Genomic DNA, 14385 nt, shown 5'->3' on the forward strand with positions numbered 1-14385 from the left:
AGATCTCCTTGTCTGCGCCGCCAGACCGCCTGCGCGCGGATGCCTCCAGGTCCGCGCGCAGTGTGTTGAGATGAGGCACAGGGAGGTTTTCGTATGAGTGGCACCGAATTGGCGGACCTTGCCGCGTGGGCGGAGGACCGGCTGCCCGAGCTGACCGAGGACGCCTGTGGCGCGATCCTCACGCGGATCCCGTTCTACCGGGACGCGCAGGTCGTCACCGTGGCCGAACTGCGCCGCTCCGTCGGGCACAACCTGCGGTTCCTGCTCGCCGCTCTGCGTGATCCGCACGCTCCGCTGGACCTGCGTGCACCCAAGGAAACCGGCCGCCGACGGGCGCAGCAGTCGGCCCCGCTGCCCGAGGTGCTGCAGGCGTACCGGGTCTGCTGGGCGACGCTCTGGGACGCACTCGTCGCACACTCGCGCCGGAACCGGCAGCCGGCTGCGGCCGACGCGCTGCTGTCCGGGGCGAGCATGATCTGGCAGCTGACCGACGACCACGCGATCGCCGTCACCGAGGCGTACCGGGCAGCGACCGCCGAGATCCTGCTCGCCCGGCAGCAACGCCGCTCGGCGCTCGTGGAAGCGCTGCTCACTGGGCATCCGGGGCCGGAAGGCGGCCCGTGGGAGGCGGCCTCGCTGCTCGGCTTCCCGCCCGACAGTCAGCTGGTCGTGGTCGCCGCCGAGACCCGTGGCCTCGCCGAGGAGAGCCTGCCCGGTATCGAGAAACAGCTCGCCGGCCGCGGCGTCGTCTCCGGCTGGCGGTTGACTCCGGCGCTGCAGCTCGGATTGATCTCGCTGCCGGCCGAATCCGACGGCTCGGTCATGACGGTCCTGCAGAAATCGGCGACGGCGCGGACCGGGGTGAGTCCGCCGTACCGCTCGCTGTCGGAGACGCCGCGGGCGCTGCAGCTCGCACGTACGGCGCTGGTCACGGTGCCGGCCGGGCGTACCGAGGTCCAGGTGTTCGACTCGAGTCCGCTCGCCGGGATGATGGCGATGGATCCGCGCGAGGGCCGGCGGATCGCGCATCAGGTGCTCGGCCCGGTACTCGCGCTGCCCGGCGACGATCGCGCCGTACTGCTCGACACCCTGGACGCGTACCTCGACCACGGCGGGTCGGCCGAACAGGCCGGCGACGTCCTGCACTGTCATCCGAACACGGTCCGCTACCGCCTGCGCCGCCTGCAGGAGCTGACCGGGCGGTCGTTGTCGGACCCGCGACAGGCGTCCGAGCTCGCAGCCGCGGCGTACGCCGTCAAGCTGGTGCCAGGAGGAGGGAGCAGCACAGCATGACCGACACGGTGAACCCAGGCGGCGACGGGCCGGAGACCCAGGCAGAGTGGTCGCAGAAGGACTATCACCACCCGTCCGCGGGCTGGGGCGCGGCGATGTCCGTCGCGCGGGTCCTCGGAACCGAGCACGCGGTGCTGTCCGGGCCGCGCGCGATGCTCAAGATGAACCACGAGAACGGCGGGTTCGACTGTCCCGGATGCGCCTGGCCGGACGCGGTCGACGGCCTCAAACTCGACCTGTGCGAGAACGGCGTCAAACACGTCGTCTGGGAGATGACCCCGAAGCGCGCCGGCCGTGAGTTCTTCGCCGAGCACACCGTCACCGAACTGGAGAGCTGGACCGACTTCGCGCTGGAGGACGTCGGCCGCCTGACCGAGCCGATGATGTACGACGCCGAGACCGACCGCTACGTCCCGATCAGCTGGCAGGCCGCCTTCGACCTGATCGGCACCCAGCTGCACGCCCTCGACTCCCCCAACCAGGCGTCCTTCTACACGTCCGGCCGGCTCAGCAACGAGGCGACGTTCCTCTACCAGTTGTTCGCGCGCGAGTACGGGACCAACAACCTGCCCGACTGCTCGAACATGTGCCACGAAGCCTCCGGCCGCGCACTCCAGGCCGCCCTCGGAACCGGCAAGGGTACGGCGGACCTTCGCGACTGGGAGAACGCCGAAGCGATCTTCGTCCTCGGGGTGAACGCCGCGTCGAACGCGCCCCGGATGCTGACTGCGCTGTCGGACGCGTACCGGCGCGGCGCGCAGATCGTGCACATCAACCCGCTCGTCGAAGCCGCCGCCGGGCGCACGATCGTGCCGCACGAGTTCGTCGACATGGCGTTGTTCAAGTCCACGCCGACGAGCACCCTGAACCTGCAGGTACGGGTCGGCGGTGATCTCGCCCTGCTGCGCGGCATCGCGAAGGCGGTTCTCGAGGAGGCGCGGACCGATCGCAAGGCGCTCGACGAGGTGTTCCTCGAGCGGTACACCGAGGGGTTCGCGGCGTACCGGAAGATCTGCGAGGACACCGAGTGGGCCGACCTCGAGCGGCAGTCCGGCCTGACGGAGGCGGACATCCGCCGGGCCGCCACGATCTACTCGGAATCCCGACGTACCTTGATCAGCTGGTGCCTCGGCGTGACGCAGCACGAGCATGGCGTGGACACCGTCCGCGAGCTCGTCAACCTGCTGCTGTTGCGCGGCAACCTCGGCCGGGAAGGCGCCGGCCCGTCGCCGGTCCGCGGCCACAGCAACGTGCAGGGCAACCGGACCTGCGGGATCGACCACCGGCCGAGCGCGACGTTCCTCGATCGGCTCGCCACCGCCTGCGGGATCGAGCCGCCGCGGGAACACGGGCTGGACACGGTCCGCACGATCGCCGCGATGCGGGACGGATCGGTCAAGGTATTCGTCGGGATGGGCGGCAACTTCGCGCTCGCCGCGCCCGACACCGTCGCGACCGGCGAAGGTCTGCGGGCGTGCGAACTCACCGTTCAGGTCAGTACGAAACTGAACCGCAGTCACCTCGTGCACGGTCGCCAGGCGCTCATCCTGCCGTGCCTCGGGCGGACCGAGCTCGACGTCCAGGCCGCCGGCCCGCAGTCGGTGTCGGTCGAGGACTCGATGAGCATGGTTCACCTGTCGATCGGCCGCAAACACCCGGCCTCGCCCGCCTTGCTCTCCGAGCCCGCGATCATCGCCGGGATTGCCCAGGCGACTCTGCCGGAGACACGGACGCCCTGGTCCTGGTACGTCGAGGACTACGACCGGATCCGCGACATCATGTCCAAGGCGCTCGATGGCTTCGAGGACTTCAACCGCCGGGTGCGCAACCGCCTTGGGTTCCGGCTGCGGCAACCCGCGCGCGAGCTCGTGTTCCTGACACCGAGTGGCCGCGCCGAGTTCTCGACCGCCGATCTGCCGGATGTGGTGCCCGCTGACGGCGACGTCCTGATCCTGCAGACGATGCGGTCGCACGACCAGTGGAACACCACGATCTACTCCGACAACGACCGGTACCGCGGCGTCAAGAACCTCCGCACGCTGATCCTGATGAATGCCGACGACATGAGTGCGCGCGGCATCGGGCAGGGCGACCTCGTGGACATCGTCGCGACCGCGCGCGACGGTTCGACTCGGGTGCTCCGCGAGTACCGCGCCCTGCGGTACGACATGCCCCGCGGCAATGCGGCGGGGTACATGCCGGAGATGAACGTCCTGGTCGCCGCCAACGACTACAGCACCCAGAGCGACCAGCCCCTGATGAAGAACATCAAGGTGCGCGTCGCTCCCTCGAGTCAGGTGTAGCGCGCGGATCGGCATCTCCTACGTCAGATATGCTGAGCGGAGTGGAGCACCACCCCGTGAACCCCTTGCCCAAGGGTCCGGTCGACTCTGACGTCGACCTGCGGATCGACGGCCGGGGTCAGCGTGCGCATGACCCGGTGATCCTCGGCGCGATCGCGACCGGCGGTGCGATCGGCGCCGCCGCGCGATACCTGGTCGGGCTCGGGTGGCCCACCTCGCCGGGTGGGTTCCCGGTGAGCACGCTGGTCATCAACGTGGTCGGTTGCGGCCTGATCGGGATCCTGATGGTGCTGGCCACCGACGTACTCACCCGTCAACGGCTCCTCCGCCCGTTTCTCGGCACCGGCGTACTCGGCGGGTTCACCACGTTCTCGACGTACGCCGTCGACATCCAGCAGCTCGTCACCGGGCGGAACGCCGGGATCGCCTTGCTCTACCTGGCCACGACCATCGTCGGCGCGTTGCTCGCGGTCCGGGCGACGGTGACCGCGACGCGCGCCCTGATCATGTGGAGGACGCGATGACCAGGCTGTTGCTCGTGATCGCGGGCGGTCTGATCGGAGCGCCGCTGCGGTACGTCGCCGACCGCGCCGTTCAGGCCCGGCACGACTCACTGTTCCCGTGGGGCACGTTCAGCGTGAACGTCGTGGGATCGCTGATCCTGGGTTTCCTGGTCGGCGCGTCCTCCGCTCTCCCGCACGGCGTCCAACTGTTCGTCGGCACCGGGTTCTGCGGCGCGCTCACGACGTACTCGACGTTCTCCTACGAGACCATCCGCCTGTACGAGGACCGAGCCCGTTTCCTCGCAGTCGCCAACGTCACCGCAAGCATCGTCGCCGGCCTAGGCAGCGTCTTCCTCGGCGCAACCATCAGCCAAGCAATCTGGACCTGACGTCACCGATCGCGGGTGGCGATCCCCGGATAGTCCACCACCAGACCCCCCGAACAGCACCTCGAATCCCACTCGAGCTCCGCACCAGCGGTGGAGAACTGTTCGAGGGGTGACACGAGGCGGTGAGGTGCGGGTGGGTGCGCCTATCGTTGGGCGGGAAGCGTTTCCGTGGAGGGGTGGATGCTGGACCGGTCGGAGTCCGCGCTGGGCATTGTGCTCCGGTCACGGTTCTACCGTTCGGCGTTCCTGTCGTTGCTGATCGCCGGTGTCGGTCTCTCGGCGGCGACCCCGCAGCTCACGCTGTTCCTGGTCCGGGAACTCCACACACCATTGCCGGTCGCCGGCCTGTATTACGTGACGAACCTGGCCGCGCCAATCGCAGGGTTCCTGGTCGGGCGATGGTCGGACCGGACCCAGGACCGGCTGCTGTGGTTCCGGATCTGCTCGGTCGTCGGCGCAGCCGGCTGGCTCGCGATGGCGGCATCGACCGAGGTCTGGATGCCGTTCGTGATCAGCGCGCTGGCGTTGAGTGTTGCCGGCGGTTCGATGGCGCAGCTGTTCGCGGCGTGCCGTGACGAGTTGAGCCGGCATCCGACCCGGGCCGAGAACCGGATCGTCGCAACCGTCCGGATGGCCTTCACCACGGGCTGGATCCTCGGCCCGGTGTTCGGCAGCTGGTTCGGCGGCGCCTTCGGGCTCCGTGCGTTGCTGGTGGCAACGGCCGTCTGCGTGTTCGCCGCGATGATTCCGCTCGGCCGGCAACGCGTCGAGCGGTACGACGATCCACGCGCCGGCACGCGCATTGAGCACAGGTCAGGGCGCCGGCGGATCGACCACATGATGCCGTTGCTGATCTTCACCGCGGTCTGTGTCCTGGCGATGACCGGCGACACGATCAAGTTCGGGTACCTGCCGATCTACATGGCCGAGCAGTTACACGTGTCCGACTCGCTGCGTGGCGTGGTGATCGGCATCCAGCCGCTTCTCGAGTTGCTCCTGCTCCCGGTGGTGGCGCGACTGGCCGACCGGTACGGCGCGATCCGCGCGATGACGGCAGGCGCCGTACTCGGCCTGGCCGGCAACCTCGCCTACGCACTCAGTACGTCGGTCGTCGGACTGTTCGTCGGCCAGGCGCTGACGGCCGGGTTGTGGGCGTGCGTCGGCGCGCTCGGCGTCTCGATCGCCCAACGGCTCTACCCGGAAGGCGCGGGGACCGCGTCCGGCGTTTTCCTGGGCGCGATCCCGCTCGGCTCGGCGATCGGCGGCACCATCGGCGGTATCGGCGTGGCCGCGATCGGCCTGCCGCACGTCTTCTTCATCCCCGCCTGCCTCACCGCGCTCGCGATCGTCGGCTTCACGATCCTCAGCGCCCGCGCCACCCCGACCCAGCCGGTCGCCGACAGCCGCTAGTGTCCTGGGTCGGAAATTCGCGACATATGCCCGGAATCCCCCCGCCGAGGTGCAGGGCGGTGCAGCGGGGTGGCGGCGTTGTGGGGAGATCTGCCCTCCCGAATCGGGCAGCAGCCCTCCCCAGTCCCGGTGGAAAGTCTCCCCGAACCGGTTTGGGGAGGATTACTGGCCGTCACACGTGGACGGCGAGGGCTGCGATCAGGACGGAAAGGGCGACGCCGGCAATGATGATCAAGGCAACGATCAGTAGCGGGCTTTCGGCGGGTGGTGACCGGCGCCCGGCGTGCGCGAACTGGTCGAGCCGGTCGAGGTCGGGTCCCCATCCGAACGGGCCCGACAGCGGTGACTCGTCGTCGGCGATTCCTGGCAACGGGTGATCGCCGTACGTCGGCATCGATCCGTCGGGCAGTGCGGGCGGCGGAGGCCTGAGCTCCGCCTGGTCCTCATCAGGCACGTGTTCCTCCCCACGTCACCGGCCCACGATCTCCCCACCGCGGCCGGTGTCAGGTCCCACTGTGCACCACCGGCATCGACCCTGGCACGTATCGATTTCCGACGTCGACGGACCGTCAACCAGTAGTCACGTGAGGTATAGGCGGAAGTGGTCCCGGCCTGGCATCCTCGGATCGTTCCTTTCCGCCCTGAAGTAAGTCTTGAACAAAGGAGCGATCGATGCAGGACTCCGCCCCGCCTTCTCGACCCCGATCCTTCCGCAGAACGCTCGGTGTCGTTCTCGGAACCGCCGCCCTGATGATCACCTCGGCCGCGATCGCGTACGCCGCGCCGCCGCCGAGCCTGCCGCAGAACGCCGACGGGTACGAGCAGTCGTTCTCGCCGGCGTACGACTACGACACCGACGGCTGCTACGCCACCCCCGCCATCGGCGCGGACGGCACCCTCAACCCCGGCCTCAACCCGACCGGCGACGTGAACGGCAACTGCCGCGACCAGTCCGACCTCGACAACTCCCAGACCTACTCCCGCGAGAAGTGCAACAACGGCTGGTGCGCGGTCGTGTACGCCAGCTACTTCGAGAAGGACCAGGCGTTGCCCGGCAGCAGTCTCGGCGGCCACCGGCACGACTGGGAGCACGTGATCTCCTGGATCAACCAGGCGTCCAACCAGGTCGAGTACGTGACCACGACGCAGCACTCGAGCCAGGTCACCTACACCCGCTCGCAGGTGCGGTTCGACGGCTCGCACCCGAAGGTCGTCTACCACAAAGACGGCGCGAGCACGCACTTCTTCCGCCTTGCCAACACCAACGACGAGCCGCCGGAGAACCACTACCACAACTGGCGGTACCCGCCGCTGGTCGGCTGGAACGGCTACCCCAGTACGTCGCTGCGCGACATCCTGATGAACGCCGACTTCGGGTCCGCGACGATCAAGATCACCGACAAGGACGACCGCTTCCGCAACCTGCTGAACGCGTCCAAGCCCTCCGGCATCCCCTTCGACCCCTGGGCCTGACCACCTCAAGCTGACCAAAGGAGGCGTGCGCGTTCAGTCCTCGGCGCGCACGCCGCCCGTCAGCGACTCGGCGATCAGGTCGATCATCGCGGCATGCCGGTTGGTCGCCGTCTCGGGCTGACCGAGCGCGACCGTGTCCAGGAACACCCGGCTGACCACGAGCTCCGCAGCCGCCTGCACCCGGTCCGGATCGGCGACCACGTCTTCGGCACCGGCCAGTACGCGGGCCACGGTCTCGGTCGCCTCAGCGAACAGCTCGGCCGCCCGGGACGCGATCTCCGGTCTCCCCTGCGCCTCCCGGAAGACGATGATCCGGGCCGCCCGGTCGTGCTCCAGTTCCTCGGCCATCGCCGCCACGATCGCGCGCAACCGCAGGCGGACGGTCCGGCCGCGCGCCGCGGACCGCAGTACCTCACTGGGCGCCGGGCGCTCCTGCACCACCGCGAGCAGCAGGTCCAGCTTGGTCGCGAAGTGGTAGAACACCAGCCCCGACGGTACGCCGGCCTCGGTCGCGATCCGGGCCGTCGACGTGGCGTCGTACCCGTGCTCGGCGAACAGCCGCTCGGCGGTCTCGATGATGAGCTGCCGCTTGGACGGTCGCGTGGCATGGCGCGGGTGCGCCTGAGCGGTCATGTGCCTGCCGGTTCGGCGGCGGGCCAGACTTCACCTTTCCGTTCGGCTGCGAGCACGGCGGCTCGCTTGAGGGACTTGAAGACATAGTCCGGCACCCGCATACCCTGCCGGTGCGCCCACATCAGCTCGTGCTCGGCCCTCCCGACCTGCCGCGCGTACTCGCGCAGCTCCGCCTCGCCGCCGTCGCTCATCTTCAGCGCCTCCATCACGTCCCCGAACTCGGTCACCTGACGTTTGTTGTAGGCACCCACCACTTCGAACGTACGCTTCCGCAGCCCGCGTGTCAGCCACTTCTGCCACCCCGACAACTGGTCCCACAGCTGCTGCGCGGCCAGCTGGTAGTAGGCGAAGTGCCCGGGCTCCTGGCGCCGGATCGGCGCGACCACTGTGGCCGCGACGGCCCGCTCGCCGAGCTCGACCAGCCCGGCATGGAACTTGTTGTAGGCGATGACCGCGGAACGCTCGGTGGCCAGCCCGGTCAGGTAGTAGAGCATCCGGCTGACGTCCTGGACGCCGGGCATCCGGCCGAGCGCCCCGAGGAGCTTGAGGCTGAACGAGACGTCCGCCAGGTTCGGATCGTGCGGCTCCACGCCGATCAGGTGCTGCAGCTTGTCGAGGATCTGCCCGTGGCGCGTCTCCTGCGGCATCCACACGTCCGCGTAGAAATGCCGGTCGACCTCGGGCGGATCGGGCAGCAGGATGTTCAGTTCGAGCACGTTGCGCTCGACCTCGAGCTCGACCCGGGTCATGTAGGCCAGCACCGGACCGAACCGCTCGGCCAGCAGGCTGGGCTTCTTCATCGAGTAGTCGACGCTGCCGAGCGGGATCGGCGGGTGCTCCTCGCCCAGCCGATCGACATGGTCGGCAAGCCGGGAGTCCTCCCGCCGGCGGCCGCGCCGGCGTGCAACGGTGATATCGCTCAACCACATAGGCGGCACCTCATTCATCCGACAGGGATGCGCGCTCGATCCCCCCGAGGTAAGCCTAACAAAGTAACTGACTGATCAGTCAGTCAGAGCCAAGGCAGTTCTGTGACCCGGACAACAGAACAGCGGGTGGCGGCCCCTCTCGGGACCGCCACCCGCTGTCGTTCGACCTACTTCGCGATCGTGTAGCGGATCGCGTCGTTGCGGAGTACGTCGCCGTTCACCTTGACGATGCGTACGACGTGTTGCGCGTTCTTCAGCCCGGTCGCCGTGAACACCGTCCGGTTCGTCACCCGGGTGTCGTTGTGCAGGTTCACTCGCCGTACCAGCTTGCCGTCGATGTACACGTCCGCGTCGCCCTGATCCGGTGCGAGCGCCGTACTCCAATCGACGCCGGTCCCGGTGAAGGTGAGGCTGACGGACGCGCCGTCGGTCTTGGTGGCGTGGATGTCGTCGCGGTAGTCGCCGCGGAACCGGACGTCGAGCGCCGTGTTCCCGACCGGCAGGTTCGCCAGGTACGCCTTGCTGATCGTCACCGCGTTTCCGTTGACCGTGTAGTCCGTGCCCTTGACCAGGTCCTGGCCGGCCTTCGAGATCCCGTCCAGCTCGCCCGGGTCACGTCCGAGCTGCACCGTGACATCGGCCGGCGCGTTCTTGTCGAACGCCGCGGTGTCCGGGTTCAGCAGGCTCTCCTGCCGGATGTTCAGCTTGTCGAGCAGCATGAACTGGCCGGACTTCTTGACGCCGCGGATCGTGTGACTGCCGTTCGGCAGATCCGAGACGCTGTAGACGACCTGCTGGGGTTTGTTGTGCCCCTGCGCCGGATCCAGGTACGTGCTCACGGTCTGCTTGAACTCGCCGTCGATGTAGATGTCGACGTCACCCTGACCCGGATCGGTCTCGGTCACGTAGTCGACACCGGTGCCGACGAAGCTGTACGAGAACGAGTCGCCGTTCCCCTCCGTCCATTGCACGTCGTCCTGGTAGTCGCCGAGGCCACGACCGGAGCTGTAGTTCCAGTTGCCGGAGTACACGATCTCCGGGCTGTTGTTGTTGACCTCGACGGTCCGCGTCGGGAGGTCGGCCGCCGCGAGAGACTTCGCGGACGAGTCCGTCACGCCGACGGTCAACGCCTGCGAGACCGCGGGTACTTCGTAGTTGCTGTTGCGCTGCCACGCGCCGTCGTACGAGACCCGGAGGTCGTCGTCGTTGACGCTGATCGCCGAGTTCTTCTGCGGCGTGACCTTCAGCAGCCGGACGCCGTGGATCGGGACGTTCTGCGCGGTGAAGCTCGACGGATAGCTGCCGAGGTCCTTGCGGGCCCACAGGTCACGCACCGTGCCGGCGCCCTTCAGGCCGAGGTCGGCGAAGTTCACGGTCATGTCGGCGTCGGTCTGGCCGAGGTTGAACAGGGCAACGGTGTACGAGCTGTCCGGGTTCAGCGCGAACCACACCTGCCGGTTCGTCTTCATCGACAGCGGGTGCGCCGGACGGCCGGCCTGGTCGACCGCGATCACCTCGCGGTTCGTCAGCAGTTCGAGTCCGTACGAATCCAGCTTGGTCATGTCGTTGCCGATGTACATCGGCGCCGCGGACACCGCCCAGAGCGTTGCCGCCGTACGGCGTTCGTCCTTGGTCATACCGTCCATCTGGCCGTTGCCGACATCGAGCGAGTCGAGGTCGTTCCAGCCGCCCGGTCCCGCGTGCCGCCACCATTCGGCGAGCTTCGGGAACAGCCGGTTGATGTTCGGCCACGCGGTCAGCGCCGTACCCGTGCAGTAGCACTCGACGTCCCACTCGATCCGCCAGCCGTTGGCGTACTGCTTCCAGTAGTCCGCGTAGTTGATGTCCAGCGCCCAGGACAGCTCGAGCCAGATGTTGTGCCGCTTCAGGGCCTGCGACCACGCCTTCACGTCGTCGCGCGCATCCACGGACAGGTCGCTGATCCCCGAGCCCGGGGTAACGCTGTCGAACTTCAGGAAGTCCAGGCCCCACGAGCCGAACAGGTCCGCGATCGAGTCGACGTACTTCTGCGCGCACGGCTTCGAGAAGTCGATGCGGTAGCCGATACCCCAGTAGTCGCCCTTCTGCAGCGGCAGCACCGGAAGATCACCAGTCGTACATTCCGGGGCGCCGTAGATCGGGAGCTTCGCGTCGATGACGGCCTTGCTGATCCCCGGGATCGTGTAGAGGCCGACCTTCTGGCCGTTGGCGTGGATGTGGTCGATGACCGCCTGCAGGCCGTTCGGGTAGAGCTTCTTGCTCGGCGTCGGCCGGCCGTACCCGTCGATGCCGTCGTTCCAGGCGGCGTCGATGTTGATGTACTCGTACCCGTACGGCTGCAGCTTCGCGTGCATCGCGTCGGACTGGGCGATCAGCTGATCCGCCGTGATCCAGCTGCCGCCGTTCGGGGTGAAGACCTGCATGCTGTAGCTGCTCCAGCCCATGTACGGGTGGGCGGCCTTGTCCCCCGCCGGCCCTGGCAGCACGGCGGCGGAGGTCGTGGTGGTCGCGGTGGTGGTAGCGGATGCTGGTGCTGCTGACGACGTCGTACTCAAACCTGCCGGCAGCAGCCCGGCGACTACGAGCCCCGCAAGCGCGGCCCGCAACACCCTGCTCCGAACGGATCTGGTCATGGCGGTGACCTCTTCCCAGAGAACTCAGGAGAAAACCGAATCGGATAGGATATTGGGTCTATTACTTAACCTTGTCAAGATTCTGTGCGAAAGTGGCACAGTTCAGGCGGCGGACTCCCCGGGCGTCTGCCACTCGCCGGGGCCGTCGGACCCGGCCTCGTACTCCTCCAGCGGCACGTCGTCCGCATGCCAGGCGGCGATCACCGGCTCCACGATCTCCCAGCAGCGCTCGGCGATGTCGCCGCGCACCGAGAGCAGCGGGTCGCCGCGCAGGATGCCGCTCAGCACCTCGCCGTACGGCAGCACCGACGATGACGGCAGTGTCGCGTCGAGGAAGACCTGACCCATCGTGTACGGGCCGTCGACGCCGAGCGCCGGAACGGACAGCGACAACTCCCCCGGGTTCAGGCCGATCCGCAACGTCTCGCCGTCGCGCCCGCCGTGCAGTCCGGACGGCAGGTGCCGCAGCGGCTTGAACTTGATCACGATCTCCTTGCGCGCAACACCGAGCGCCTTCCCCGAGCGCAGCGTGAACGGGACACCCGCCCAGCGGTTCGTGCCCACCTCGACCGTCACCTCGGCCAGCGTCTCGGTCTCCCGGGCCGGGTCCACGCCCGCTTCACCGGCGTACGACGGAACCACGCGCCCGTCCGCGATGCCGGCGGTGTACCGGGCCCGGCGGCTCGCCTCGATCGCGGAGCCGCGGTAGAGGTGCGTACTGCGCAGCGCGCGAGCCATCTCGCTGCGTACCTCGACCGCGTCCATCGTGGCCGGGGCGTCCATCGCGAGCAGTGCGAGGACGAGCAGCAGGTGGCTCTGGATCATGTCCACGAGCGCGCCCGCGTTGTCGTAGTACTGCGCGCGACCTTCAAGGCCGAGCGTCTCGTCGTACACGATCTCGACGCTCTCGATGTGCTCGGCGTTCCAGACCGGCTCGAACAGCCGGTTGGCGAACCGCAGGCCGATCAGGTTCAGGACTGCGGTGCGGCCGAGGAAGTGGTCGACGCGGTGCACGTTCTCCTCGGGCACGAGCGAGGCGACGAGCTTGTTCAGCGCGGCCGCGGACGTGGCGTCGGTGCCGAACGGCTTCTCGAAGGCCAGCTCGGTGCCCTCCGGTAGCTCGACCTGCTGCAGTGTCTCGACGATCGCGGTCGTCACGGCCGGTGGGAGCGAGAAGTACAGCACCGGCGCCGGACCGGCGAGCTCCAGGAGCGCACGCAGGTGCGCGGCATCCGTCGGGTCGCCGGCGACGTACGTCGTGGTGGCCAACGTCTCCGCCGCGACCGGGCCGATCTCGGACCCGAAGGCGGTCCGGACGCGGTCCGTCCACTCGTCCGCGGCGAGCGGCGACCGGCCCGTGCCGATGATCCGGACAGCGGTGGCGCGCGTGCCGGCGAGCAGACTGCCCAGGCCGGGCAGCAGCAACCGGGAGCTCAGGTCGCCGCTGGCGCCGAAGATGACGACGGTACGTTGAATCAACACGGTCGAACTCAACCACGTGAGCGGCAACCGTATTCCCCTACCCGACGGTTGTCTCGAGGGTTGGGTACGGCGTGTCCGGCAGGCCGAGGTTGCGCCAGACGAAACGCGGCACCCAGCCCAGGAAGCCGCGCAGGTACGCCGAGCAGAAGGCGATCGCGGGCTGGCTGTGCTCCCCCGGCGCGAACCAGACCCAGTCCTCGACGATCCGGAACGGGGCGCCCGGCGTCGCCATCAGGTACTCCATCTGGCGCGGATGAATCACGTCGTACGCGAACTTGGTGTCCGCCGAGCTGACCGCGAACCGGTCGTTGAACGCAGCACTCTCGAAACTGATGCCGTTGCGGAACACCTTCGGCCCGACGGTGAGTTGCGGCATCCGGGCCGGCAGTTGGAAGCCGAGGATCGGCTCGGAGTGGTTCTCGACCACGGTTCGGGTCTGCGAGTTGCCGTTGCTGTCGGTGTAGCTCTCGGTGCGCGAGGTCTTCCAGTGGTGCTTGAACGCGACGAACGGCGGCCCGTCACCGTCGCGTCCGCGAATCACCTCGTCGGTGCGGTGACCGTAACCGCCGCTGCGGACCGGCGTGTACTGCAACAGGTTGTCGTCGACGCCGACCCAGTACCAGTCCGGGTGGTGGTAGAACCGCAGGCGCAGCTCCGGCTCCGGCTGGATCCAGTGGTCGAGCGGCGTCGCGTCGATCGCCGCCGCGATCGCGCCGAGCTGTTCGAGCCACGGGGCGAGCTGATCGAGATCCTTGCGGGGCGGATTCAGTACGACGATCTGGTCGCCGTCGACGCCGAGGTTCACACCGGGCTGCGCGGTCGCCAGCGCGTTCAGCTGCCCGCACAGCTCCGAGGTCATCACCTCGTGCGCGAATGCCGGATCCATCGCGCCGACCTGCCACCCCGGCCCGAGCTGCGCCGGAGCGTTGACGCCGTGCGCGAGAACGCCGTACCGGGGTGCGGTTTCGCCGCCCGTGATCCACAGCTCCGGAAGCCGCCGCGACAATGTGACCATGCCGACCCAGCCCGACCAGTACGTCGACTTGTACTCGATCACCTGGAACGGCCGGCCCGTCGCGGTCAGCCCGGTGATCTGGTCGTCGGGCTTGCGCACGAACCCGAGCCCGAACGGCGGATTGCTCAGCCGGGCCACCGCCTCGAACGTCGGACTGTTGACGAAGGCCCAGCCACGCTGACGAATCGATTGGATGTACCGCTGCCGGCGGACGAGCGCGACGATCCCCCACACGATCGCAGCCACGACCAGCAGCAGCGCGATCACCATCAAGACGACCAAACCGCTCACATCTGCCTCCCCGATCCGGCTGCTTGCACAC

Annotated in this window: 12 protein-coding genes; 6 read left to right on the forward strand and 6 right to left on the reverse strand. The window is 68.3% G+C overall.

The genetic code is table 11. The annotated features are described in order from the left end of the window. The first annotated feature begins 93 nt into the window (after window positions 1-93). From ACWF0M_RS27665 to ACWF0M_RS27685, 5 genes are all read left to right on the forward strand, one after another. On the forward strand, window positions 94-1293 hold the full coding sequence (locus tag ACWF0M_RS27665; protein ID WP_452238630.1) for a PucR family transcriptional regulator: 1200 nt from the start codon (window positions 94-96) through the stop codon (window positions 1291-1293). After that, window positions 1290-3596, forward strand: a complete 2307-nt coding sequence (locus ACWF0M_RS27670; RefSeq protein WP_452238631.1) for an FdhF/YdeP family oxidoreductase — start codon at window positions 1290-1292, stop codon at window positions 3594-3596. Before ACWF0M_RS27665 ends, ACWF0M_RS27670 begins: the two co-directional genes overlap by 4 nt. A gap of 56 nt (window positions 3597-3652) precedes the next feature. Beyond that, entirely contained in the window at window positions 3653-4120 is a 468-nt protein-coding gene (locus ACWF0M_RS27675; RefSeq protein WP_452238632.1) for a fluoride efflux transporter FluC, read from the forward strand. After that, window positions 4117-4488, forward strand: coding sequence for a fluoride efflux transporter CrcB (crcB, locus tag ACWF0M_RS27680; RefSeq protein WP_452238633.1), 372 nt, complete (start codon window positions 4117-4119; stop codon window positions 4486-4488). Before ACWF0M_RS27675 ends, crcB begins: the two co-directional genes overlap by 4 nt. 180 nt (window positions 4489-4668) lie before the next feature. Further along, window positions 4669-5898, forward strand: coding sequence for an MFS transporter (locus ACWF0M_RS27685; RefSeq protein WP_452238634.1), 1230 nt, complete (start codon window positions 4669-4671; stop codon window positions 5896-5898). Window positions 5899-6070: 172 nt separating this feature from the next. On the opposite strand, the gene ACWF0M_RS27690 is transcribed toward ACWF0M_RS27685, so the two are convergent. Next, window positions 6071-6352, reverse strand: coding sequence for a hypothetical protein (locus ACWF0M_RS27690; protein WP_452238635.1), 282 nt, complete (start codon window positions 6350-6352; stop codon window positions 6071-6073). A 218-nt stretch (window positions 6353-6570) separates the two neighbouring features. Between ACWF0M_RS27690 and ACWF0M_RS27695 the strand changes: the two genes are divergently transcribed. Next, complete coding sequence (locus ACWF0M_RS27695) at window positions 6571-7371, forward strand: NPP1 family protein (protein WP_452238636.1); 801 nt, start codon at window positions 6571-6573, stop codon at window positions 7369-7371. 33 nt (window positions 7372-7404) lie between these two features. Here the strand turns inward: ACWF0M_RS27695 and ACWF0M_RS27700 are convergent, their stop codons facing one another. The 5 genes from ACWF0M_RS27700 to ACWF0M_RS27720 form a co-directional block, all read right to left on the reverse strand. Beyond that, a complete protein-coding gene (locus ACWF0M_RS27700) occupies window positions 7405-8004 on the reverse strand; it encodes a TetR/AcrR family transcriptional regulator (protein ID WP_452238637.1) in 600 nt (199 codons plus the stop codon). Continuing rightward, the gene (locus ACWF0M_RS27705) at window positions 8001-8933 is read right to left on the reverse strand and encodes a GTP-binding protein LepA (RefSeq protein ID WP_452238638.1); all 933 of its coding nucleotides are present in this window, start codon (window positions 8931-8933) and stop codon (window positions 8001-8003) included. The genes ACWF0M_RS27700 and ACWF0M_RS27705 overlap by 4 nt, the downstream gene beginning before the upstream one ends. A 167-nt stretch (window positions 8934-9100) precedes the next feature. Then, window positions 9101-11566 carry a X2-like carbohydrate binding domain-containing protein gene (locus ACWF0M_RS27710; RefSeq protein WP_452238639.1) on the reverse strand — a complete coding sequence of 822 codons (2466 nt, stop codon included), beginning with the start codon at window positions 11564-11566 and terminating at the stop codon, window positions 9101-9103. Between the two features lie 102 nt (window positions 11567-11668). Next, a complete protein-coding gene (locus tag ACWF0M_RS27715) occupies window positions 11669-13048 on the reverse strand; it encodes a glucose-6-phosphate dehydrogenase (RefSeq protein ID WP_452238640.1) in 1380 nt (459 codons plus the stop codon). 37 nt (window positions 13049-13085) lie between these two features. After that, on the reverse strand, window positions 13086-14354 hold the full coding sequence (locus tag ACWF0M_RS27720) for a hypothetical protein (RefSeq protein ID WP_452238641.1): 1269 nt from the start codon (window positions 14352-14354) through the stop codon (window positions 13086-13088). Window positions 14355-14385 lie beyond the last annotated feature (31 nt).

The organism is Kribbella sp. NPDC055110 (assembly GCF_053607525.1).